Source organism: Prolixibacter sp. DSM 2831 (genome assembly GCF_056493735.1).
In genome coordinates this window covers 313,220-334,656 of the sequence record NZ_CM151379.1, presented here as the reverse complement: position 1 = coordinate 334,656, position 21,437 = coordinate 313,220, and the positions used below count along the sequence as shown (strand labels likewise).

The window sequence follows — 21,437 nt, the reverse complement described above, 5'->3', positions numbered from 1 at the left end:
TAATAATTGAATACCGATGAGCTCACTTATTTGCCCCGTATCGACTGAAAAAGTCGACGAGAAAGCCGTACGAGGTACCGCTTTGCTCAGTTTCATTATTGCTGTTTTGTTTACCGTAAAACCGAACCTGTTTGCCGCGGCCTTTCTGGCCATTGATTTCTATTCACGTGGTTTTGGAATGAAGAACACCAGCATACTGGCGTGTTCCGGCGCCGGACTCACCCAATTTGTTCCATTTCAATCGAAACAGATTAATAAGGGGCCGAAAATTTTCGCAGCTCGTGTTGGCTTTCTGTTTTCCGTTGTATCCTTTATTCTTCTGCTCGCCCACTATGTTTTGGCCTCACAAATTGTCATGGGAGTCCTTACGGTTTTTGCGTTTTTGGAGTGGAGCGTGGGCTTCTGTATGGGATGTTACGTTTACACATATTTTGTGCTTCCTTTCTACAACAAAAACAGAAAAAAGATTTGACGAGAAAGATAGAAAATATGACAAAAAAAAGAGCTGTTTCCAGTGTACACCGGAGACAGCTCTTTTCAATATATCATGTATTTAAACTTATTACATCTTCTTCCAGGTTTCCCTGAGCGGAACCGTGCGGTTAAAACGCATATGCTCCTGTGTTGAGTCCGGATCGAGGTTGAAATAACCGACGCGCTCAAACTGGAAATGATCCAGTGGTTTCGCATCCTTCACGAAAGGTTCGACATAACACTCCGAACGAATCTCCAGCGAATCAGGATTCAGGAATTCCTTGAAGTCAACATCCTTGTGACCGGCCGGATCGGGATCATTAAACAAGCGATCGTAAAGTCGTACTTCCGCTTTAACCGCATGCTTAGCTGAAACCCAATGAAGCGTCGCTTTCACTTTCCGCCCATCGGGAGCATTTCCACCCTTGGTTTCCGGATCGTAAGTGCATCGCAATTCAACAACTTCTCCGTTTTCGTCTTTAATTACTTCGTTACAAGTAATGAAGTATGCATAACGCAAACGGACTTCGCGGCCCGGTGCCAGACGGAAAAACTTCCGTGGCGGGTCTTCCATAAAGTCGTCACGTTCGATATAAAGTTCCCGGGAAAACGGCACACTGCGTTTGCCCATGCTTTCATCTTCCGGATTATTGACTGCCTCAGTGTTTTCCTCTTCTCCTTCCGGATAGTTCGTGATCACCACTTTCAGGGGGTTCAAAACACCCATTACCCGCTGTGCGCGTTTGTTCAAATCTTCACGGACAGCATGTTCCAGAAGAGCGACATCGGTCACGCCGTCGACCTTGGTTACACCAATTCGCTCAGAAAATTTCCGGATTGATTCGGGCGTATACCCTCTTCGGCGAAGGCCGGAAATAGTAGGCATACGCGGGTCGTCCCAGCCACTAACGTATCCTTTCTGAACAAGCTCGAGCAAACGACGCTTACTCATGACGGTATAACTCAGGTTCAACCGCGAGAACTCAATCTGTCGTGGACGATACTCATCTGTTTTCAATTGATCGACGAACCAGTCATATAACGGGCGGTGAATTTCAAATTCCAGCGTACAAATCGAATGGGTAATTCCTTCCCAATAGTCGCTCTGTCCATGTGCGAAATCATACATCGGGTAGATGCACCACTTGTCACCTGTACGGTGATGCGTCTTTTTCAGGACACGGTACATCAACGGATCGCGCATGTGCATGTTCGGCGATGCCATATCAACCTTGGCACGCAACACGCAATGACCTTCCTCGTATTCTCCGTTCCGCATTTTATCGAAATGCATCAGGTTTTCTTCCGGCGAAGTATTTCGGTATGGACTTTCAATTCCCGGACGTTGCGGCGTACCACGTTGCTGACTGATAATTTCCTGTCCCTGGAAATCGACATAAGCGAGTCCGCGCTTGATTAATGTTACTGCGAACTCATACAACTTGTCAAAATAATCAGAGGCGTAATATTCGCGATCGCCCCAGTCAAAACCAAGCCAATTTACGTCTTCCTTAATAGAATCAACGTATTCGGTTTCTTCTTTCGTCGGGTTAGTATCGTCAAAACGCAAGTTGGTCAGGCCGCCATATTTTTCTGCAATACCAAAATTCAGGCAAATCGATTTGGCGTGACCAATATGCAAATAGCCATTAGGCTCCGGAGGAAAACGGGTATGAACACGTCCACCATTCTTACCTTCGGCCAAATCAGCGTCAATCTGCTGATGTATAAAATTCTTAGGAGCCTTTTTTTCAGCTCCTTCTGCTGTGGTTTTCTTTTCCGTCATATGCAATGAGTTACTTCGCGGAATTGTTGTCAAAATGTTCTCACAAAAGTAAGAAGAGTTTCCCCATTCATGGTAATAATCAATCATAAAAATAGGTTTTCATAAAATACTCGTAATTTTGAGGAAACAAACGCCGGAAGGAAATGCAATTTCTGACCGAAAGGGACGTAGTTTAACACCGGAACAACATGGGACTGATTGAAATTGAGGACATGGAATTTTATGCCTATCACGGGCATTTCAAAGAGGAACAAGTAGTCGGGAACCGTTTTCTGGTTAATGTAGCGATACGGACAAACTGCCAGGCTGCTTCGAAAAGTGACAAGCTGGAAGATGCGCTGAATTACCAGTTGGTCTACCAGTTGATTAAGGATGAGATGGAAGAGAAGTCACATCTTTTAGAGCATATTGGCGGACGAATTCTGGATAGTCTGTATGCAACCTTTCCGGAAATACACTGGGCCAAAGTGAAGATTTCGAAAATGAATCCTCCGATGGGAGGACAAATCGAGCGGGTAAGTGTTACCCTCGAGCGCTAACGCCCGGGGATTTTTGAAAAGAGAGTTGCAAGGGATGAAGAAATTTCCCTATATTTGCATCCGCATCGAAAAAATACAGGCTATTCGTCACTAAAAAGTGAGATTCCAGCTAATTCTCGAATGTTATAATGGTCGGTTGGCCGAGTGGCTAGGCAGCGGTCTGCAAAACCGCGTACGGCGGTTCGAATCCGCCACCGACCTCCACCTAAAAGCCGCATCTCTGAACTCAGGAATGCGGCTTTTATTTTTCCGGTCTAACAACCAGAAAAAGAATCACAGGAAATCGCTATCAGCCTTCGAATTTGAACGACACTTTCACCTTGGCCCGGTAAGCTTCTACTTTGCCATCCTTTATGTGCATATCCAGTTGCGAAACTTCAGCAATACGTAGGTCTCGTAAAGATTTCGAAGCCCGATTAATCGCATTCATCGCTGCTTTTTCCCATGATTCAGTACTGGTACCGACCAGTTCAATAATTTTATAAACGCTTTCTGACATAATGAGCCCTCCTAATTTAGTGTTCGAATCTATTTAAGGTACAAATATTCAACGCGAAAGACAACCAATTTTCACAACACAAAAACCTGCTTTTCAACTGTCGGTATTCACCGGTATCGTCGACATTTTTTTGTAACTTCAATATCCGAATGTCAAAATCCACCTCAAATGACTCCGAATCCTGAAATCGATCTTGCGAGGAAATTCGTATGGTATACCAACCGGAACGTTTTCTTAACCGGGAAGGCAGGTACTGGAAAAACCACCTTCTTACAAAATCTAAAAGTCAATCCTTTAAAGCGAACAATTGTTGTGGCACCTACAGGTGTAGCGGCTATCAATGCCGGTGGTGTAACCATTCATTCGTTCTTTCAACTTCCATTTGGGCCCATTCTGACGAAAAAGATAACAGGAGTTACGAATCAACAGCGCAGCAATGAGCAACGTTACCAATTTAGTAAAACCAAAATCAACATTATCAGAACTCTCGATTTATTAGTCATTGATGAAATCAGCATGGTTCGGGCCGATGTACTTGATGGAATTGATGAAGTGCTCCGCAGATACCGCCGTGCGGATGTTCCTTTTGGTGGAGTGCAGTTGCTATTAATCGGAGACCTTCAGCAACTTCCGCCGGTAGTGAAAAAAGAAGAATGGGAGTTGCTCAAATCTTATTACGATACGTTTTATTTCTTCAGCAGCTACGCACTGGCCGACTCCAAGCCGGTTAACATCGAACTGAAAACAATTTTCCGCCAACAAGACGAAGAATTTATTCGAATTCTGAATGAAATAAGAGATGACCGATTGACGCCCGGATCTCTCCAGACACTAAATGAACGATTTCATCCGTCTTACCTCCACGGAGATAACGAGGGCTATATCACGCTCACAACACACAATGCCGGAGCTGAAAGTATCAATCATCAGAAACTGGCACGACTCGGAACCCAGTTGTACACCTTCGAAGCAGAAGTTCAGGGAGATTTTCCTTCATACAATTATCCGGCACCAGCCAATCTGCAACTGAAAGAAGGAGCTCAGGTGATGTTTTTAAAGAACGACACCTCGTACCGCAAGCAATATTACAACGGAAAGATTGGTGTGGTCACCGAGCTCGACGACGAACACATCGAAGTATCTTTTCCGGGGGAAGATGAACGGGTTGAAGTCGAAAAGGAAGAATGGCGTAATATCCAGTACACCATCCATCCGGGAACGAAAAATATCGAGGAGAAGGAGGTTGGAAAATTTATTCAGTACCCGTTGAAGCTGGCATGGGCCATCACCATTCACAAAAGTCAGGGATTAACCTTCGACAAAGCTGTTATCGATGCGCATGCCGCCTTTGCACATGGGCAAACCTACGTGGCGCTAAGCCGGTGCAAAACACTGGAGGGCCTTCGGCTTAGTACGCCCTTATCATCCGATGCTGTTATCTGCGATCCGATGGTTCAGCATTTCAACAGCAAAGTGGCCGCCAACAAACCCGATAGTCAAGATTTCGCCAAATCCAGGCGAGCCTACCAACAAATGTTGCTGAACGAACTCTTTAACTTTCATTCCATCGAAAAGCAAATCAACAATTTGCTCCATCTTATCGGGACCAACGAGGAGAGTATTCAGGGTAACCTGAAAAACAAACTGATGGAATTGTCAAATGTTCATTTACTTCATCTAAAGGATGTTTCGATAAAATTCCGAAATCAATGTGATCGACTATTTCAGGAAAGCAGGTATCCGGAAACCGATTCTTTCTTCAACGAACGGATCAGTAAAGCCGGCATCTATTTTAAAGAATATCTGGAAAACCAATGGCAACCCGCCTTCGGGAAACTTTATTACGAGTCAGATAACAGAGCAATTCAGAAATCACTGGATGAACTTTCTGAAAAGATAGAGGGAGAAACCACACAGAAAATAAAGTCTTTCACAGCAGTCAGTACAGGTTTCGCTCTGGTGAGCTATCTTCGCACAAGAGCGCTGGCGCAGCTTGGAGATATGGAAGTTGAAAGAAGACCGAAAATCATCCTGAATGACTCGGATGTTATTCATCCCGAACTTTACCAGGAACTAAAAGCATGGCGCTATCAACTATCTAATGAAGCTGGTGTTGCTCTTTATTCCATTGTTTCGCAGAAATCACTGCGCCTGATTGCCAATGAACTACCAACAACGATAAAACAACTCGGTTCTATTCACGGCATTGGAAAGAAAAAACTAACTCAACATGGCGACGACATCCTAAAAATTGTAAAGGAATATTGCCATAAGAAAAACATACCGATAAGAAAAGACAGCAACTATCCACCTTTACGTGGCAAAAAAGAAGATACCAAACAGATCACCTTCAACCTTTACAAACAGGGAATGGACATACCTGCCATCAGCAAACAGAGAGGTTTCACCGAGGCAACAATTGAAAAGCATCTTGCTTATTACGTTGAACAAGGAGATCTGGAAATCACAGACTTTGTCCGCGAAGAAATCATAAAAACGCTTTCACCACTCATTAAAAGTGATAAAACAAGGTCATTATCGGAAATAAAAAGCTTAGCCGGCGATGAGGTTACCTTCTCCGATCTGCATTTTGTAATAAGTCATTTAAAAAGGAAAAAAGCAGAAAAAGCAAAGTAAAGAATCAAGCTATTCTGTCACATCGAGCTGCACGAGCTGAGCATCGACGCCTTTTACCAACTTGAGCTTTCGAACCAGCTCTTCATGTTTAACCTGCTCACCGACCAGTTCCAGGAATATCAGGCCGCTTTCGGAACAGTTATCCAATACGCCATCATGGAGTCCCAGCCGTGTTTTGATGAAACATCCCCAACCAGTTAATATTTTCTGTACACGTTCAGCGGTATCTTCGCGATGTTGAACGAGTAACAATAACACATCTCTTTTCATGGAATAAAAGTTTTCTGGTTAATTGATTACAAGAAATTTACGAAATTCCGGCCGGTGCATCAACTGAATTAGCAAATCAACACACACAAAATTCCGGTTGGAAGAATTTATATTTATGCGTTCATCGCTAAATCCTTTTTCCAATGAAAACTTTCGTATTTGCTTTCCTTCTGGTTGCCTTCAGTGCTTGTCAAAACGAACCCGTCGTTGAAATCCAGACAACTCTGGGAAACATACAGGTTGAACTTTACCCTGACAACGCTCCGGTTACCGCCAATAATTTTCTGCACCTGGTAGATGACAGCGTATATACCAACGCCGAGTTTTATCGCACGGTCCGCATGAATAACCAGCCGCACAATCAGGTAAAAATTGAAGTCATTCAGGGAGGACTGTTCGCAGATAGTCTGGTAGATAAAATTCCAACCATCCCACACGAAACAACTCAACAAACCGGTATTCGGCACGAAAACGGTGTTATCTCGATGGCACGAAATAAGCCCGGTTCTGCCTCGTCGGAGTTCTTCATTTGCATTGGAGACCAACCTGCACTTGACTATGGCGGAAAACGCAATCCGGACGGACAAGGATTTGCCGCATTCGGCAAAGTAACTAAAGGTATGGAGGTTGTTAAGCAAATACAAATGCAACCAGACACCGGCCAATATTTGATTCATCCAGTCACCATAATAGATATTAAGCGTATTAAATGACGTTTTTCAAAAACTACGAACTGAAAATCAACCAATAAGAGTGCCTTTCTTAAAAGTTAAAATGGGCAAAAAACCGCATTCATCCTTTCAAACATATGATTCAATCATTCAAAATGCTCATTTGCTCATTCTAATTTAATATTTGTTAAATTAATATTACGAAAGCTGTATCTTTGTATCGGTTGATTAAAGTTCAAGTTGCCTCGCACGAAAACGAACAGGCAATTTTTGGTTTTTACCCCGCTGCATCCCAGCGGGTTTTTTTATATCTTGTCTGCAGGTATTTACCCCGCAAAAGCACAAATATAAATGGGACCAACTCCTGAACAGATACAACACGGACCAGGCTACAAACTAGTAGCCCGAATTTCCCATGATGATATTAAAGCGTTTTTGCTGGAGCAATTTTCGGGTGGCTCGAGGCTGGCCAAGCGGTATATGATATACCAAACCATCATGGGTGCCGTTTTAGCCGGCTTACTGGTCTACAGCATTGTGACCTTTTTTAAAGGTTCGAAAATGGAACTCGAATGGTTTTCGCTGGCTGTGCTTATTTCGTTTACTGCACTGGTGGTAATTCACGAACTACTGCATGCCGCAGCTTTTCTGATAACAGGAGTAAAAAATATTTCATTCGGAGCCAATTTCTGGCGCTTCATTTTTTATGTCCAAGCCGACCGCGAAGTCATTCAGAAAAAGCAATTCCGATTTGTAGCACTCGTTCCTTTCGTGGTAGTCAACCTGGTTACGGCTGCAGGTGCTTTGTGGTGCATCTGGCAGAATTCACCGGCAGTCATTCTCTGGTTAAGCATCATGGCCATCCACAGCTTCTTTTGCGCCGGCGACTACGGGTTACTTTGTCTTTATCAAAATCATCCCGATAAAGAGATCGTCACGTTCGACATGAAGCACGAACGTTGCTCTTACTTCTACGAAAAAATTACCTGATTATTTTATCCGAAATACGTAGCGATCGCCTTCTTTTTCAAATCCAATCTTCTCGAGGTAGTTGTTGTGCGCTGAGTTTTGCACTTCGGAATAGAGCATATTGTATCCCAAATAACGGAACCGATCGATGTTTCGCTTGAAAATATAATCGGCCACTTTGTAATCGCGGTAGCGGGGCACTACGTAGTCGAGAACTATGTGTAACGTATCGGCATCCTTTATTTCCAGAACAATAAGACCGGCCATATTCAGGTCGCGGTGTACAAACATGATTAGATATTCCTCTTCGATATCGAAATTGAAACGGGGAAAGAAACGCTGGATGTCATCGTGATAATATTCCAGAAAATCAGTTAGATAATCGTTTTCTTCCGAATGAACAAAAGCAACGCGAAAAGCTTCCTTTTTCCGGTAAATTCCCCAAAGGTGAACGATATTCACCCCCACAATAAAAATATTAACTCCCGCTACCGAAACGGAATGGATTAAAATACCATAAACGGAAAATATAACAGACCCGAACAGATTCAACCACCGCAACTTAACAAGCGAAGACATCATCAGGCTAATCGCCACCAACACCGAAGCCACCAATCCAATGGCTTCATAATAATCAGAGAAATCCATAAGTAAAAGTTTCTATCCCAAAAGACAACACCCAATAGCTGTGTTTGGTTTGTCTCTTTTTCAATTGAGCATAAAATTAATCTTTGAGTCACTTCTGACCAAACAATTTTGGGTTACAGAAAGATTTAAAAAGTCTTCAAATAAATCTGGAAAAAAGAAACATCTGCATCATAAACTCACGTAATTTTGTTAGGGGGAGATATGAGATGGGATACGCACTGAAAATATTGAATGTATTTCTTCTGGCAAGCTTAAAATACTTCTGGACACCGCCTTACGTTAAAATACTGAAGCTTGAATTCTGGGAGACTTTTCTGGCAGTTGAAGCGGGAGGAATCCTTGGATTCATCTTTTACTACTACCTGAGCGGCATCATCATTCATAAAATCCTGGAACATCTCCCGAAACTGTATTGCTGTACGCCCGCTACTTTCAAGCGCCGAATGGAAATCTGGCTGGACCAGTTTAAAGAAAGGCGCAGAAACCGAAGGAAATTTACCCGCCGAAATAAGTTTATTGTTCGTACCCGGATGAAATACGGCATGTGGGGCATCATCATCCTGACACCGATTTTGCTGTCAATTCCCCTGGGAGCATTTCTCGGGAAAAAGTATTATGAGCGAAAAAGAAGATTTTTGCCGCTGATGCTTTTCTCGATATTCTTATGGGGTATTATATCGTTTATCCTTTTTTATGAATTCCCATTCATTTTCCGCTGATCCTCGATAGCTGCCAGAAGTTTTCTTCCGCGGCTGCGGAAACCCTTGCTTTCCATCTCCCACTGCTCTTCAATAATAGCCTTTAGTTCCTGCAACAAATCGGGTTCTTTCTTTCCGGCCTGAAAAATAATCTGCATACAATGCACCTTTACAGCCGGTGGTTCCTGCGAATACAACCATCCGAAACAGGTATTAACCACCGTCCCCAGCCACTCCTCAGGAATAACACAACGAGTTAACATACGGGCAAAATGCCGTTTCTGAGAACTATTGCTCAAAGAGGGAAGCCGCTCACAGAATTTTTCAATGTGTGGTTCCAGCAATTCGGGATATTTTTCCGTCGTATTGTCAATCAGGTAGCAGGCGCGCCATGCGGTTGGATGTTCATCAGAAAAAGCAGCTTCGAGGCATCGGTTGAATAACGCTGCATTGCTATGCAAAGCTTCGTGCCAGAAGCCCGACTGGCTGCCTCCGAAATTCACGAAGCCCCCTCGCAACAATTCGATCATTTCTTCAGGACTTTCCATATCTGAAGTCTTGATATTCTTCTATAGCGCGTCTGTCTTATTAAATTCCTTCCTCGTAATCGCCGTGCTGTTCCCGGATGAAACGGTAGAACTCCATCTGCGATTTGAACGGAGTTTCGTTATCCGTTCTTTTCAGCTGATTCACCAGGTTATTATCCAAAATGCGGGCTGCCTCATTATCCTGCCACTGCATTTCCAGCATCTTTTTAATCTCGTTCCGCAGGTCTGCATCATAAATCGGGGCTCCCACTTCAACGCGTCGGTCAAGGTTCCGCGACATCAAATCGGATGATGAGATGAACAAACGCTCATGCCCATTATTATGGAAAAAATACACACGGGAATGCTCCAGGAAACGATCGATCAGCCCAATGCAAGGAATGGTGTATTTCTGGTCGGATGGTGTAGGCAGCAACGAAAACATTCCTCGCACGTTGAGCCTGACATCAACCCCGGCCCGGGCAGCATCGTGTATTTTCCGGATGATAACCGGATCGACCAGGTTGTTGCATTTGAAGTAAAACATCGCCTCTTTCCCTTCCAGCTTGTTTCGTATTTCCTGGTTAATCATGCGAATGATACGGCTTCGCATATTGAATGGCGAAACCATCAGATGCCGGAAACGATTCAGCTTGTAGTTGCGCTCGAAAAAGTCGAACACATAGTTGACTTCGCGGGTAATGCGAGGATCGGCTGTACACAACAAATGGTCGCTGAACACCCGGGCAGTATCCTCATGGAAATTACCGGTTCCGATACAAGCGAACAGTTTGTCTTCGCCGTGTTCCTTCCGGTTAATCACACATATTTTGGAATGCACTTTCAGGCCGGGAACACCAAAAATAACCTTCACATTCTCCTTATCCAGAATGTTGCCCCATTCAATGTTATCCTGCTCGTTAAAGCGGGCCCGAAGTTCCAGCACAACGGTCACCTGCTTCCCGTTACGGGCCGCATTGATGAGGGCATTCATCACACTCGAATCGGGAGCCACGCGATAAACCGTCAGCTTAATCTCGGTAACTTTCGGGTCAATCGATGCTTCCCGCAGAAGATCGATGAAATGAATAAACGATTGATATGGAAAATGGAACAGTAGATCCTTTTCTGAGATGCTCTCCAGATAGGTTTTTCCCGGTAGGACCCGCTTATGGCGGGCCGGCGAAATCGGTTGATATTGGAGCTCTTTACTTCCCACTTTCGGAAAGTTCATAAAGTCCTTGAAGTTGTGAATCCTACCACCACCGATGATGGTGTCGTCTTTGGTGAAATTCAGCTTCTTCAATAAAATTTTCAGAAACTCACGCGGCAGTTTTTTATCGTAAACAAACCGGGTGGGTTCACTCTGACCGCGCTTTTCCAAACTCTTCTCAACCGTCTTCACATAACTTTCGGCTACATCGTCATTGATATCCAGCTCGGCGTCACGTGTCAGCTTGACAATATAGGACTTGATATTCTCGAACTCGAACATGTAAAACAGGTCCTTCAGCTCATAGCGAATAATATCTTCCAAAAGGATAATATAGGTTCCGCGTGGATCTTCCGAAGGAATAATAATGAAACGCGGCAGCACATCCGAAGGCACCTCGATAAGGGCGTAGGTCGTTTTGTCCTTTCCGGTTAGTTCCACAGCCATGTAAATGGCGTCATCGCCTAGCATGGGCAATGGAAGACTCTTCTTCAGGATGATAGGCATAATCCGTGGCCGAACCTCCTTGAGAAAGTAATCGCGCACATACTTACCCTGACTTTCCGAAAGCTCCTGCTCATTCACCAGGTAAATATAGTCCTTGGCCAGTTCCTTCAGAATGCCTTTATAAATCACCTCAAACCGCTTTCCCTGCTCAACGACAATCCGCTCAATCTCATCTAGCACTTCTCTTGGATCGGACCCTTCCACCATCGTGGTGCGCCCCATCATGGCCAGACGCCGGAGAATAGCCACCCGTACCCGGAAAAATTCGTCCAGGTTATTGGAGTAGATTCCCAGAAACTTAATACGCTCGATAACCGGCACATTCTTCTTCGAAGCCTCCTGCAACAGTCTATCATTAAATGACAACCAGCTTATCTCTTTATTTCTAACTTCAATGCTCATAAAACTTGTGACCATAATGTTATGGTAAATTTTAAAGATAAGAATTATGCGGTAAAAGCAACCTGACAAAGGCTACTTCCTGCCTAAAAAATAAGGAAAAAAAGATAGAATTTTGGGTTCCTCAGAACTACAATGGTAAGGGATTGTTTTCACTATTGGTAACCATAATTTGCATCAAAAGTTCGAAAACGGCTGTTATGAGAAAATCGCACCTTGGAAATCCTCCGGTTTATACCTTTTCACACTTTTCCGGTTACCCGGAAATAGTTCATTTTTCGACCACTCGGAACGGCGGAAAAAGCGAGGGAATTTATCAATCGCTCAACCTGGGCTTTCATTCCGGCGATAAGGAATCTCATGTGCAAGCCAATCGAAAAGTACTGAGCAATGCGTTGGAGAAAAAACCGGAGCAGCTGGTTTTTCCCGTACAGACACATTCGTCCAGTGTTGCCAAAATCACCGCTGAAGCGCTTACCTGGACTGATGAAATTCGTCGTAAAAACCTCAACGAAACAGATGCACTGATCACTAACGAGCCCAACATCTGCATCGCGGTAAAAACAGCCGACTGTATCCCGGTTTTACTCTACGACCCGCAACGCAAAGCTGCTGCAGCCATCCATGCTGGTTGGCGTGGAACCGTTGGCCGGATTGTTAGCAGAACCATTGAAGCAATGAAACAGGAATACGGCACGCAACCGGAAAATCTCGTTGCAGGTATTGGCCCGGGAATCGGACCGACGGTATACCAGGTGGGGCCGGAAGTCGTACAAATTGTGCACAAACAACTGGGAGAGAACCACGGCCTCATTCAGTATCTGGTTTCGAAAAATGAGCATCAGAAAACTCCACACCTGAACCTGTGGAAAGCCAATCGCATTCAACTGCTCGAGTCAGGCATACCTGAAAAAAATATTGAAGTAGCAGAATTGTGCACCTTCACCTATCGGGAAGATTTCTATTCCGCCCGCCGTGATGGTGCCGCTACCGGACGCCTGGCAACAGGAATCATGATTCGGACATAAAAAAACAGCCCGATGTGGATATCAACAGGCTGTTCTATGCAGCATTTCGGGCTATGAAATATTGGAACGGCTATTAGTATAGGCACGAAAGAGATTAGCAGGTAAAGAATGGCCGCGACCCGACTTTTTTAAGCTGCATCATTCAAGACAGATATAATATTAGGAAGGAACTCGTTTTTATAATTGAATTCAAGATACAACCTTGGCAAGTAGAAAGTCAATACCTCATTCGTTGAATTTTTCCACACAAAAATACCCGGGGTGTTGACAACTATTTTTCATTTGCTTGCAATCAGACCAACAGGATCTCATCAATCACTTGGCAGTCAGCCTCACTAAAATCCAAAGAATGAAGTTCATCAACCGGCACCCAACGAAACTCATCGTGGTCGGTTAAAGAGATAGTTCCCCCGTTGACAAAACACTTCATCGCGATTAGCCGGATAGAAATATCGGGATAGTGGTGAACGACGGCCCCCAGCATGTCAGCAGCCTTGACGTCTAACGACAATTCCTCGTGTAATTCTCTTTCAATAGCTTCTTCCGGCGATTCGTCATTTTTTACTTTCCCTCCGGGGAATTCCCATTTTCCGCCTCTTGCTTTGCCTTGTTTCCGCCGGCAAGCCAGAAATTTGCCGTCCTTCTGAATAATTGCGCATACTACATTCACCATGACCGTAAAGATAGGGGAATTAGCTCTAATGAAACTTTTCCTGACCGCCTTGAAATTTTCAGAAGGTTCCCGGTTCAATATTTGGCGCTGTTGAATTTTTCAACGCCTTCCCGACGTAAAAAATGGAGCCGTTGAATTTTTCAATCGGTCGCCGACGAGACGCGAGAGGTTATTGAAATTTTCAATTCGTTCCCGGAAAGAAAAATGAAGCTGTTGAAATTTTCAATTGGTTGCCGACACGACGCGGAGAGCTGTTGAAATTTTCAATTCACTTCCACAGCGAAGCAGAAAGCTATTTTCATTAGCCTTTCGTGTAATCAGAGAAATCTGCCCCCAGGCGAAATAAACAAAGCCCGGAGAAAAATTCCCCGGGCCAGGCTTCACATAAAATAGTATGACAGTTGATTAAAGTATTTGGATTTTACCATCCTCCGCGTCCGTGACGTCCCTGGCCGTAGCCTCTGCCACAACCGGCACCGCGTCCGTGACGTCCCTGGCCGTAGCCTCTGCCACAACCGGCACCGCGTCCCTGACCACGTCCGAATCCCATAGCTAAATGATCATTGGCCCATTGCTGTTGGTCTTTGTCGAGCACTGCCATTAAATCGGCATGATGAGCGGCACGAGCTTCAGCTATCTGAACACCAATCTGGTCGCGTTCTTTCAGCGTCGCAGCGCGCATTCTTTTCAGACGCAGTTCGTCCATTTGCTTCCAGTGAGTTTTCTGCAAGTCAACAATTTTATCCTGCTGCTCCTGGGTCAATCCGGGAATATTCTGGCAAATTCCTGCATTCCGGTATCCATAGCCATTTCCCTGACCTTTTCCATAACCGTTACCACGAGGTTGAGCGTTGGCTCCCAATGCCAGTAAACCGGCAAACATAATCGTCAACACGACTTTAAACATTTGATTTTTCATGATTTTTTGATTTTTAAGTTGATACATTCTTGATTTTTATGACATACTTTTCCCATTCAAGCCTTCGAAGCTTTTTTCGAAAACCAGGGTATTTTTCAGTTATTAAATTCCGATAAACTAATTTCCAGGTCCGCCTCTGCGCATTCCCCGACCGTGTCGCCAGCCTCTTCCGTAACGATGCAAAGGAAGATCGTTGTTAGGATTCAGCATGGTACGAAACAGCCCATGAAGTCGTTGCTGTTGCTCAGGTGTGCATACCGAGCGCAATTCCATATAGTAGTTAATTGTTTGTTCTTTTAATTGCCGGTGTAAATCACCGAAAGCAGCCGCCAGCGAATCGAGTTTCTGCCTGTCGGGATTCTCCTTTCCCAGCTCATTCACCATCTCCCGTCTCATATCTGCCATCTCCATGGACAGTTGATGCACCCGTGGATTAAATGTGCGGTTTGCATTCCGGAAAGCGTCCATCTGTTCGGGCCTCAATCCCAATTCCTCTGCAAAAAAGTGAAAACGAATAGCGTCCGGATCGGCTGGTGGATTTTGAACCTGAATTGCTTTCGGTTCAACCGTTCGGTTACGACTAATCACAATGGTCACAATCGTTGCCACGTTCATGGCAAACAGGATAATCACCGCCCATATCAGGAATTGTGTCTTTCTCATCGCCGAATCATTTAAAGTCGAACAGATAGCCTTCAATTGGTTCATTCACCATCTCGTTGATGGCCAGGTTTCCCATCGGGTTTTCCACCGAAGTACCGGAAGTTTGACGTACGTCCATTGTTCCGAGTTTTACGCCGCCCCAGATACTCACCAGCAACAAAATGGTTCCCAATGACGTGACCAGAGTGCGTTTCCACAACGGTGCCGGTTTCCTCACTGATTCCAGCCGTCCCTGAATCCGGGTATAAAGAAAAGGAAGAACTTCCTGCGAACGTTCAACGGCTATCTCCTGAACAGCTTGTTTTACGACCTCCGATTCACGAAGACATGATTCACAAGCTTCGAGGTGGGTTTCAATCTGCCGGTTTTCTTTTTCCGAAAGATTTCCCAGATGAAACTCCCAAAGACGTTCTGTGATATGTTGCTCGTTCATCATTTTTACCTCGTTTTATTGTTTGACACCGTTGCCCGGAAAAACTTGCGCCGGGTTCCTCATTTTTTGTAAAAATTCATCAGTTTCTTTTGCAGATTCTTTCGCGCCCGGTGAATCAGCGATTCAACCGAAGACAGCGAAACGTTCATCACGGTAGCGATTTCCTTGTAAGCCATATCTTCGTAATGATAAAGCACAAAAGCCGTCCGCTGATTTTCCGGCAGACTACCAAGCGCCTGTTGCAACGCCTGAGCCGTTTCCTGGTTACCTACCACCGCTTCGGGATGGATAGAACAATCAGCTTCCGGTTCCCCGGTCCAATCTGCATCATCCTGGAAGAACGCCTCGATTCGCTGAAAAAAGCCTTTTCGTTTCCGGCTCCGTAACCGGTTCAGCGAACGGTTGACCGTCATCCGGTAAATCCAGGTCGAAAGGCTCGCTTCGCCCCGAAACCTATGAACCGATTTAAAAACCTCGACAAAAACCTCCTGTGCAATATCATCAGCTTCCGAACCATCGTGGACAAATCCCATGGCTGTGCGAAATACCTGCTGCTGATATTCCCCGACAAGGTGACGAAAAGCGTTTTCGTCGCCTGCTTGCAATTCAATAACCAGTTGTTTCTCGTCCATTAATGGTTCTAATCGTTGTCCGGATTTTTCTTTTGGACACATCAAGGTAAAAAAACTTGCGCCATGGATTGAAAAATATTTTCACCTCATTCCGCCGCAGGTTTTCTTTAGATTGTTTATCAGGCAACTGGTTTAATCACTGCCGGTTTATACAATAGTTCCGATTTCTTAACAACCAATTACCGAACGCGCATCGTTTTTTTCCTACATTTGCGGCCTCAAAAGCCTTTTTTAAAAATGATTACAGTCTCAGATTTAGCCATTCAGTTTGGTAAAAGAATACTTTTCCAGGATGTGAACATGAAGTTTACACCCGGTAACTGCTACGGAGTAATTGGAGCGAACGGAGCCGGAAAATCTACTTTTTTGAAAATGATTTCAGGAGAGCAGGATTCGACCCGAGGTTCTATTTCCATGGGACCTGGCGAACGATTGTCGGTACTCAGCCAGGACCACCACGCTTACGACGAATTCAACGTGCTCGATACTGTGATGATGGGACACGAAGAGTTGTGGAGCATTATGCAGGAAAAGAATGCCATTTATGCCAAGCCCGATTTCTCGGAAGAAGATGGTATGAAGGCAGCCGAGCTGGAAGATAAATTTGCCGAAATGGACGGCTGGAACGCTGAGAGCGATGCTGCAGCCCTGCTCAGCGGACTGGGTATTCGTGAAAGTCTGCATTATCGCCGCATGGGCGATTTGGAACAGAAAGAAAAAGTTCGCGTGTTGCTGGCCCAGGCTCTGTTCGGAAACCCCGACAACCTGCTCCTCGATGAGCCGACCAACGACCTCGATTTGGAAACGGTCATGTGGTTGGAAAACTTCCTCGCCAACTTCAACAATACGGTGATTCTGGTTTCGCACGACCGTCACTTCCTCGATAGCGTGTCGACGCACACCGTCGATATCGATTACGGAAAAGTACGGATGTTCGGTGGAAACTACTCCTTCTGGTACCATTCCAGTCAGTTGGCGGCCCGCCAAATGGCGCAGCAAAACAAGAAGATGGAGGAGAAGAAGAAAGAGTTGCAGGAATTTATTTCACGCTTTAGCGCCAACGTGGCCAAGTCGAAACAAACGACGAGCCGCAAGAAGATGCTGGAAAAACTCAACGTGGAAGAGATTCAGCCTTCGACCCGCCGTTACCCGGGAATTATTTTCCAACCCGAGCGGGAAGTGGGGAACAACATCCTTACGGTAAAAAATCTGAGTAAAAGCATCGATGGCGAGGTGGTTTTCAACAATGTCAATTTTACCATCGAACAGGATGAGAAAGTCGTCTTTCTTTCGCGCGATACGCGTGCCATGACAGCGCTTTTCAACATTCTGAACGAAGACGCTCAACCCGATTCGGGTGAATTTGAATGGGGTGTAACCGTGACCACCGGTTATCTTCCGATGGACAACAACCGTTTCTTCAACAACGACTTTCCACTAGTCGACTGGCTGGCTCAATACACCGATAACACCGATGCCAGTTTCCTCCGTTCCTTCCTCGGGAAAATGCTCTTCTCTGGCGAGGAAATTTTCAAAAGTGCGAAAGTACTTTCCGGAGGTGAAAAGATGCGCTGTATGATTTCGCGACTGATGATGCGCCACCCGAACGTGGTGATGCTGGACAACCCCACCAACCACCTCGACCTGGAATCCATTCAGGCGTTCAACAACGGCTTGATTAGCTTCCCGGGCATTGTGCTGATGGCATCGCATGACCACGAGTTCATTCAAACCGTTTGTAATCGTGTCATCGAACTCACGCCGAATGGCATCATAGATAAACTGATGAATTACGACGATTACATCACCGACGACCGCATCAAAGAATTGCGCGAATCGATGTACCAGCAATAATTTGTACTGCTTGACCATTAACAAATAGTATCAAAGGCTGCGATGGATGAAAGTCCGTTGCAGCCTTTTTCTTTTTCCCCTTCCGAAGGCTTTTCATTTGGCCGCTGTTTTTCCTATCTTCATCAGAACGAATCCAATACCTGCACAAATGAACCGAACAGCCTTTCTCCTGAGTTATCTTTTCTTGTTCCTCTTCACAAGCTTTCTGTCCACTCCGTCGCAGGCTCAACCTCCGAAATATGTTTTGGTGATTCACGGCGGCGCCGGTGTTATCAGCCGCGAAAATCTAGGCCCGGAACTCGAGAAGCAATTCCGCAACAAACTCAGTGAAGCACTCGATACGGGCAAGGCTGTTTTGTCGCGCGGCGGAACCGCTATCGATGCGGTAGAACATACCATAAGGGTGATGGAAGATTCCCCGCTGTTTAATGCCGGAAAAGGAGCCGTATTTTCTCACTACGGGACCAACGAAATGGATGCCGCCATCATGGATGGAGCAACGCTGAATGCAGGCGCTGTCGCCGGAGTTGGCGATGTGAAAAATCCCATCTCGCTGGCGAGGAAAGTAATGGAAAAATCAGAACATGTGATGCTGTATGGTTCCGGTGCGTCGGAATTTGCCCGTCTGCAGGGATTAACGATAGTCGACAGCAGCTACTTCTTCACGCAAAGGCGATGGGATGCACTGCAACGTTATCTCGCAAAAGAAGGCAAGAACAAATTCGGAACGGTAGGTTGTGCCGCCCTCGATCAATATGGTAACCTGGCAGCAGGGACGTCCACCGGCGGCATGACGAATAAAAGGTTTCACCGCATTGGCGACTCCCCCATCATCGGGGCGGGAACGTATGCCAGCAATAACAGCTGCGCGATTTCATGCACCGGCCACGGCGAGTTCTTCATTCGCTACACGGTAGCCCGAACCATAGCTGCACTGATGGAATACAAGCACCTTTCGTTTCACGATGCGGCCAACGAAATCATTAACAACGAACTGGTAAAAGCCGGCGGCGATGGAGGAATGATTGGACTGGACAAAGACGGGAATGTCGTGATGATGATGAACACACCGGGCATGTTCCGTGGCTTTGTCAAGTCGACCGGAGAGAAGCATATAGCCATTTACGGCGACGAAGAATAATTCAGAAATCAACCTAATCATGTATAACCAATCAAATTAGCTATGAGTAAAATTGGTGTCCTGGGAACTGGGATGGTCGGACAGGCCATTGCATCCCGTCTGGTCGGCAAAGGCTATGAAGTATGTATGGGCTCGCGTTCAGCTGAAAATGAAAAAGCTGTGGCTTTCGCCGAAAAATACGGAGACCTGGCTAACAACGGTACCTTTGCCGATGCAGCCCTTTTCGCTGACGAAATCGTTTTCAATTGTACCAACGGACATGCATCCATTACCGCACTCGAGTTGGCTGGCGCCGAAAATCTGAAAGGGAAAGTCATCATCGATGTAGCCAATCCGCTTGATTTTACGAACGGCATGCCGCCCAAACTGCTCTTTTGCAACGATAGTTCGCTGGGCGAACAGATTCAGAATCACTTCCCGGATTCAATGGTGGTGAAGTCCCTCAACACCATGAATTGTGAAATTATGCTGCATCCCGAAGGCATTCCCGGTGACCACAACGTTTTCGTTTGTGGAAATGATTCCGATGCCCGAACGAAAGCCTCGGAATTGCTCCAGGAGTTCGGCTGGAAAGACAGTAACATCATCGACCTGGGCGATATTACCGCTGCCCGCGGAACCGAGATGCTGCTTCCACTCTGGCTTCGCTTATTCAGCAAAATCGGAACCGTGGAATTCAACTTCAATATTGTACGAAAACCTTAGGCCAGGTTGAAAATTAACAATGCACGATCCAACCACGTTAACCAATGGGGCGGTCGTTTTCTTTGGCCGTGGCAAGTTCGATGACTGGTGCGTTTTCCTTCGTTCTCCGGAAGGAAAAACTGTGGCTCCACGGGATAAGGAATACTTTCAAAAGCTGAAAACCATCGGTAATCATTTCGGCCGGCAGAAGCTATACAACGATTTCGTATCGGTTTATGCTCCTACCGGGAAAATAGTCGACCCGTTGATTTTACGGCGCATCAAAAGGTTATCGTTGAAATATGGTGAAGTGACCGATGAAGTGGAACAATGGCTAACGGTGATCTACTACGGAATGGTAGCCGAAGAGAACAAAGAGCATGCGATTCTGAAAAAGCGGATTAAACGATTAGGTATTCATCAAATATTAATAGAGGATAACTCACCCGAACAGGCTGCCACTTTCAGCAAGGGCAAACCGGCTGAAGCGCTTGATAAACTCATGCTGGAAAAAGGATTTTAATCGTAATTCCGAATTAACAACTCACTGATTTCTCCGCGCCGGCTTCCGCGGGAGTTGATTGCCCGGCGTGCCTGAACCCGTTCGATCTGATAATCACTATACAATTCATCAAAGAAATGATTTTCCGGATCTTCATTCTTCGGATCGGAATTGCTGAGCAACAAACGGGCTCCGGTTTCGTGCAACTTGTCGCAAAATCCCTTCAGACGTTCCTGATCGCCGTCACCAAATCCATTTTGCGAATAAGCATTGAATGATGCGGTGGAACTGATGGGCTTATAAGGTGGATCGAAATAGAAAAAAGCATCGGGAGTGACCAGGTCGTTTAACGCATCAAAATCGCCCAGTCGAATCTCCACTTTCTGCATGGCTTTGTGCACCAACCGGATGTTGGCTTCGTTGCAAATCTTCGGATTTTTGTGTTTCCCGAAAGGCACATTGAACTGATTATCCTTGTTCACCCGATACAAGCCATTGTAACACGTCCGGTTCAGAAAAATAAGGTAAGCCGTATGATGGGCTCTCGATGCTTTCCGCTCATTGAAAAGTTGTCGCACCATCTGGTAATGCATTTGCCGGAATTCCTCTTCCGGGTTACCGTAATACTCTTTCTCCAATTGCTGCAAGGCCTCAATCAGAGCATCCGGTTCCTCCTGAATAGTCCGGTACGCATGAATCAAATCTTCATTGACATCGTTGATGACGGCTTTTTCAATGTTGGGAAACTTGTCGAGCATCCTGAAAAGTACGGCACCACTACCTACAAAGGGCTCCACATACACAAAGGGTTTTTTCTCCAAATCTTTCGGAAGTGCATCTGTAATAACCGGCAAAAGCTGCCTTTTTCCACCGGCCCACTTTAAAAAGGGTCGGGCAGTGGCTGGCTTTTTATGATGTGTGGGATAAACCATAACAGATGCTTTACGAACGTCTCGTTTCCACGAAAATACAGTTTCAGGAACGTGCAGCCAAAGAAATCGTGAAAAAGTCGCGATTTACAATAAAACATAATCTTAACTTCAGGTTATCACATCTTTCTCCGGATAAATA

Annotated in this window: 23 protein-coding genes and 1 tRNA gene; 12 read left to right on the top strand and 12 right to left on the bottom strand. The window is 45.4% G+C overall.

All coding sequences use genetic code 11. The features are described 5' to 3' along the window. The first annotated feature begins 16 nt into the window (after window positions 1-16). Entirely contained in the window at window positions 17-472 is a 456-nt protein-coding gene (locus tag AC060N_RS01340; protein WP_479525571.1) for a DUF4395 domain-containing protein, read from the top strand. Window positions 473-562: 90 nt separating this feature from the next. Here AC060N_RS01340 and AC060N_RS01335 read toward each other — a convergent pair whose 3' ends face one another. Then, window positions 563-2,260 (bottom strand): glutamine--tRNA ligase/YqeY domain fusion protein, encoded by a 1,698-nt coding sequence (locus AC060N_RS01335; protein WP_479525570.1) that lies wholly within the window; start codon window positions 2,258-2,260, stop codon window positions 563-565. A gap of 188 nt (window positions 2,261-2,448) precedes the next feature. Here AC060N_RS01335 and folB point away from each other — a divergent pair, with 188 nt between their 5' ends. Beyond that, the gene (gene folB / locus AC060N_RS01330; protein ID WP_106541245.1) at window positions 2,449-2,799 is read left to right on the top strand and encodes a dihydroneopterin aldolase; all 351 of its coding nucleotides are present in this window, start codon (window positions 2,449-2,451) and stop codon (window positions 2,797-2,799) included. Window positions 2,800-2,929: 130 nt separating this feature from the next. Further along, window positions 2,930-3,003, top strand: a tRNA-Cys gene (locus AC060N_RS01325). An 85-nt stretch (window positions 3,004-3,088) separates the two neighbouring features. Here AC060N_RS01325 and AC060N_RS01320 read toward each other — a convergent pair. Continuing rightward, window positions 3,089-3,298, bottom strand: a complete 210-nt coding sequence (locus tag AC060N_RS01320; RefSeq protein ID WP_106541244.1) for a dodecin family protein — start codon at window positions 3,296-3,298, stop codon at window positions 3,089-3,091. 168 nt (window positions 3,299-3,466) lie between these two features. Between AC060N_RS01320 and AC060N_RS01315 the strand changes: the two genes are divergently transcribed. After that, window positions 3,467-5,935: a helix-turn-helix domain-containing protein gene (locus AC060N_RS01315; protein ID WP_479525569.1), complete on the top strand. Its 2,469-nt coding sequence runs from the start codon at window positions 3,467-3,469 to the stop codon at window positions 5,933-5,935. Window positions 5,936-5,944: 9 nt separating this feature from the next. Here AC060N_RS01315 and AC060N_RS01310 read toward each other — a convergent pair whose 3' ends face one another. Further along, window positions 5,945-6,205 carry a CPF_0552 family protein gene (locus AC060N_RS01310; RefSeq protein WP_479525568.1) on the bottom strand — a complete coding sequence of 87 codons (261 nt, stop codon included), beginning with the start codon at window positions 6,203-6,205 and terminating at the stop codon, window positions 5,945-5,947. Window positions 6,206-6,348: 143 nt separating this feature from the next. Between AC060N_RS01310 and AC060N_RS01305 the strand changes: the two genes are divergently transcribed. Both AC060N_RS01305 and AC060N_RS01300 read left to right on the top strand, forming a co-directional pair. Beyond that, a complete protein-coding gene (locus AC060N_RS01305; protein ID WP_479525567.1) occupies window positions 6,349-6,918 on the top strand; it encodes a peptidylprolyl isomerase in 570 nt (189 codons plus the stop codon). A gap of 309 nt (window positions 6,919-7,227) precedes the next feature. Further along, window positions 7,228-7,866: a DUF3267 domain-containing protein gene (locus tag AC060N_RS01300; RefSeq protein WP_479525566.1), complete on the top strand. Its 639-nt coding sequence runs from the start codon at window positions 7,228-7,230 to the stop codon at window positions 7,864-7,866. Here AC060N_RS01300 and AC060N_RS01295 read toward each other — a convergent pair whose 3' ends face one another. Continuing rightward, window positions 7,867-8,493: a YgjV family protein gene (locus AC060N_RS01295; RefSeq protein ID WP_106541239.1), complete on the bottom strand. Its 627-nt coding sequence runs from the start codon at window positions 8,491-8,493 to the stop codon at window positions 7,867-7,869. A gap of 206 nt (window positions 8,494-8,699) precedes the next feature. Here AC060N_RS01295 and AC060N_RS01290 point away from each other — a divergent pair, with 206 nt between their 5' ends. Then, complete coding sequence (locus AC060N_RS01290; RefSeq protein ID WP_106541238.1) at window positions 8,700-9,212, top strand: hypothetical protein; 513 nt, start codon at window positions 8,700-8,702, stop codon at window positions 9,210-9,212. Here AC060N_RS01290 and AC060N_RS01285 read toward each other — a convergent pair. Both AC060N_RS01285 and ppk1 read right to left on the bottom strand, forming a co-directional pair. After that, window positions 9,185-9,739: a hypothetical protein gene (locus tag AC060N_RS01285; protein WP_479525565.1), complete on the bottom strand. Its 555-nt coding sequence runs from the start codon at window positions 9,737-9,739 to the stop codon at window positions 9,185-9,187. The genes AC060N_RS01290 and AC060N_RS01285 overlap by 28 nt on opposite strands. A 40-nt stretch (window positions 9,740-9,779) precedes the next feature. Further along, on the bottom strand, window positions 9,780-11,840 hold the full coding sequence (gene ppk1 / locus AC060N_RS01280; protein ID WP_479525564.1) for a polyphosphate kinase 1: 2,061 nt from the start codon (window positions 11,838-11,840) through the stop codon (window positions 9,780-9,782). A 197-nt stretch (window positions 11,841-12,037) separates the two neighbouring features. Between ppk1 and pgeF the strand changes: the two genes are divergently transcribed. Beyond that, complete coding sequence (gene pgeF, locus AC060N_RS01275) at window positions 12,038-12,865, top strand: peptidoglycan editing factor PgeF (protein WP_479525563.1); 828 nt, start codon at window positions 12,038-12,040, stop codon at window positions 12,863-12,865. 292 nt (window positions 12,866-13,157) lie between these two features. Here pgeF and AC060N_RS01270 read toward each other — a convergent pair whose 3' ends face one another. The 5 genes from AC060N_RS01270 to AC060N_RS01250 form a co-directional block, all read right to left on the bottom strand. Next, entirely contained in the window at window positions 13,158-13,538 is a 381-nt protein-coding gene (locus tag AC060N_RS01270; protein ID WP_479525562.1) for a (deoxy)nucleoside triphosphate pyrophosphohydrolase, read from the bottom strand. 421 nt (window positions 13,539-13,959) lie between these two features. Beyond that, window positions 13,960-14,457: a Spy/CpxP family protein refolding chaperone gene (locus AC060N_RS01265; RefSeq protein WP_479525561.1), complete on the bottom strand. Its 498-nt coding sequence runs from the start codon at window positions 14,455-14,457 to the stop codon at window positions 13,960-13,962. 117 nt (window positions 14,458-14,574) lie between these two features. Further along, a complete protein-coding gene (locus AC060N_RS01260; protein ID WP_479525560.1) occupies window positions 14,575-15,120 on the bottom strand; it encodes a Spy/CpxP family protein refolding chaperone in 546 nt (181 codons plus the stop codon). Between the two features lie 7 nt (window positions 15,121-15,127). Further along, the gene (locus tag AC060N_RS01255; protein WP_479525559.1) at window positions 15,128-15,556 is read right to left on the bottom strand and encodes an anti-sigma factor family protein; all 429 of its coding nucleotides are present in this window, start codon (window positions 15,554-15,556) and stop codon (window positions 15,128-15,130) included. Between the two features lie 56 nt (window positions 15,557-15,612). After that, window positions 15,613-16,185, bottom strand: coding sequence for an RNA polymerase sigma factor (locus AC060N_RS01250; protein WP_463230971.1), 573 nt, complete (start codon window positions 16,183-16,185; stop codon window positions 15,613-15,615). 237 nt (window positions 16,186-16,422) lie between these two features. On the opposite strand from AC060N_RS01250, the gene AC060N_RS01245 reads away from it, so the two are divergent. The 4 genes from AC060N_RS01245 to AC060N_RS01230 all read left to right on the top strand — a co-directional run bounded on the left by AC060N_RS01245 (window position 16,423) and on the right by AC060N_RS01230 (window position 20,387). Next, entirely contained in the window at window positions 16,423-18,039 is a 1,617-nt protein-coding gene (locus AC060N_RS01245; protein WP_153641022.1) for an ABC-F family ATP-binding cassette domain-containing protein, read from the top strand. Window positions 18,040-18,187: 148 nt separating this feature from the next. Next, the gene (locus tag AC060N_RS01240; RefSeq protein WP_479525558.1) at window positions 18,188-19,180 is read left to right on the top strand and encodes an isoaspartyl peptidase/L-asparaginase family protein; all 993 of its coding nucleotides are present in this window, start codon (window positions 18,188-18,190) and stop codon (window positions 19,178-19,180) included. Between the two features lie 42 nt (window positions 19,181-19,222). Beyond that, window positions 19,223-19,885: an NADPH-dependent F420 reductase gene (locus AC060N_RS01235; protein WP_463230974.1), complete on the top strand. Its 663-nt coding sequence runs from the start codon at window positions 19,223-19,225 to the stop codon at window positions 19,883-19,885. A 19-nt stretch (window positions 19,886-19,904) separates the two neighbouring features. After that, window positions 19,905-20,387, top strand: a complete 483-nt coding sequence (locus tag AC060N_RS01230) for a DUF7004 family protein (RefSeq protein ID WP_479525557.1) — start codon at window positions 19,905-19,907, stop codon at window positions 20,385-20,387. Here the strand turns inward: AC060N_RS01230 and AC060N_RS01225 are convergent. Continuing rightward, window positions 20,384-21,298 carry a DNA adenine methylase gene (locus AC060N_RS01225; RefSeq protein ID WP_479525556.1) on the bottom strand — a complete coding sequence of 305 codons (915 nt, stop codon included), beginning with the start codon at window positions 21,296-21,298 and terminating at the stop codon, window positions 20,384-20,386. The two genes, AC060N_RS01230 and AC060N_RS01225, sit on opposite strands and share 4 nt — an antisense overlap. Between the last annotated feature and the right edge of the window lie 139 nt (window positions 21,299-21,437).